This is a genomic window from Oleiphilus sp. HI0066 (assembly GCF_001635725.1).
Genome location: NZ_LWFH01001054.1, coordinates 1 through 1,760, shown reverse-complemented (window position 1 = coordinate 1,760; position 1,760 = coordinate 1). Strand labels below are relative to the sequence as shown.

1 protein-coding gene is annotated in these 1,760 nt (G+C 41.9%); it reads right to left on the bottom strand.

All coding sequences use genetic code 11. The features are described from left to right. A partial coding sequence (locus tag A3738_RS12920) for a DUF1631 family protein (RefSeq protein WP_068763628.1) occupies window positions 1–1,715 on the bottom strand: 1,715 nt, incomplete at its 3' end. Window positions 1,716–1,760 lie beyond the last annotated feature (45 nt).

Below are 1,760 nucleotides of genomic sequence, written 5' to 3'. Positions count from 1 at the left end.
GCTGTTTCCCTGAAAATACTTGTAAGATCTTTTTTGATGTCTGCAAGCATTCTATTGGCTGAGTAGGGGTCAAACGATATACGAGTTAATTCGGCGTCTATTTGCTTTAACAGACGTGGTACCAGAGCTAACCACTTTTGACGGTCATTTTGTGTTGCATGTTTTCTAGTACACCAAAGTAAGTCTTCAGTTGTCTTTCTGCAGGTATCCCAATTGTGTTCTTGCGCATCGCGAAGAAATGCGATGAACAATACTCGTCTCCATGGTCCGGTTAGAAGTTCAGAAATGCTAGTAGGTAAGTTCCTATGTGATTCAACGAGTGCTTTTAGAGTTGAGTCGATAAATTCTTGGGCAACCCGGCTTTTAATGCGTCCTTCTTCTGTTAGTTTCGTACGTTGCTCGAGCAATTTTTGGCGTTTGTTTTCGCGCGCGATAAAAAGCTCTAACTTTAAATTTGACGCTGTAAAACAGTCATAGTGACCACTTTTATCTTCGATAATGTCATCTACGAGTGAGCGAAGCTCGTCGTATAGTTTTGTTCGTGCGCTGTTTTGATTGTCGTTGGTCCAGCCAATCGCTGCTGTGGCTAAGTTGTTAATGAAGGTTCTAGCCGGATGAGCATGCTCTTTGAAAAATACAGGATTATGAATGACCGCTTTAAGTACAGGTATTTGCAAGCGACCAATAAGCGCCTGCATTTCTGGCGCTAAATTATTGTCGTTGAGTATGTACTCAAACAGTAAGCCGACTAGATTAATAACATCAAGATCTTTTTCGGCCACTTGTTTTCTTGAGCTTTTCTGAAGTTGTTGTGTCACGTACTGGCTGATTGTCTTGGCGTCAAAAAACCTTGCTTCATTTGTCGCTTCCTTCGCNGCGTTTACAATATTCAGTGCTTGGATGATGTCTTGAGAGCTAGCGTAATGCTGTGTCTTAATCGTTTGTGTGGCTGTTTGAGTAGTGTTTTCTTGTGCCGTAATGTCTCGATGATCGTGTGCGACAGGAGCTCTTGTTGTTTCTTGCTTGGAGCGGACGGATTGTTTGCGTTTAGTCAGGCTTAGATCCGGCTGAATTCCCTCAGAAATTAGAGTGTCATTCAATGCGTTTAGTGGCTCTTCAAGCTTGGAAAATAAGTGTTTGTCTAAGTGCTTGTATAGCAAAAGAAGCTCACCGAGCTCGATATCGAGATTTTTGCAGCTGCTAGCAATGATATGAGCTAATAACTCAGGTGACTCTGGACTAAGTTCATCACCATTAAGCTGATAAGCCTCGGCCATGCGTTGATGCAGAGTTAGGTGAATATGCTGAAAGTTAGCTCGTGACTTACTAGCCATTGTCTCAACCGCTAGCTGCTCTTCAAATTGCTTGTCGTCTACCACTGATAGAGATTCAACTTGTGACGGCGCTGGTGTATTAAGTTTTATCTGCTCGAAAGGAAATTGAAATAAAGATTGAAGAGATTGATCAATGTTCGTGCATATGGCTTTACGTTTGAGGCGTAATTCACGCATGGCTTCGAAATAGCGATTTTGCTCATTGTTGTTTCTTGCATTATTTGCAAGATCAAACAAGGTGTCATCAATCGCATCAAATGATTGATCTAGTAGGGGAGATACATGCTGAGAGTAGGCATTGAACAGTTTTTCTGAGACGGCTGAGCTGTTAGCACTTTCTCGAGAATTGGCATTGTCGTTGACGTTAAAGCTGTTTGCCATTGGTGCACTCAAGCGATAGAGAAATGTATCAAAAAGTTAAAATGA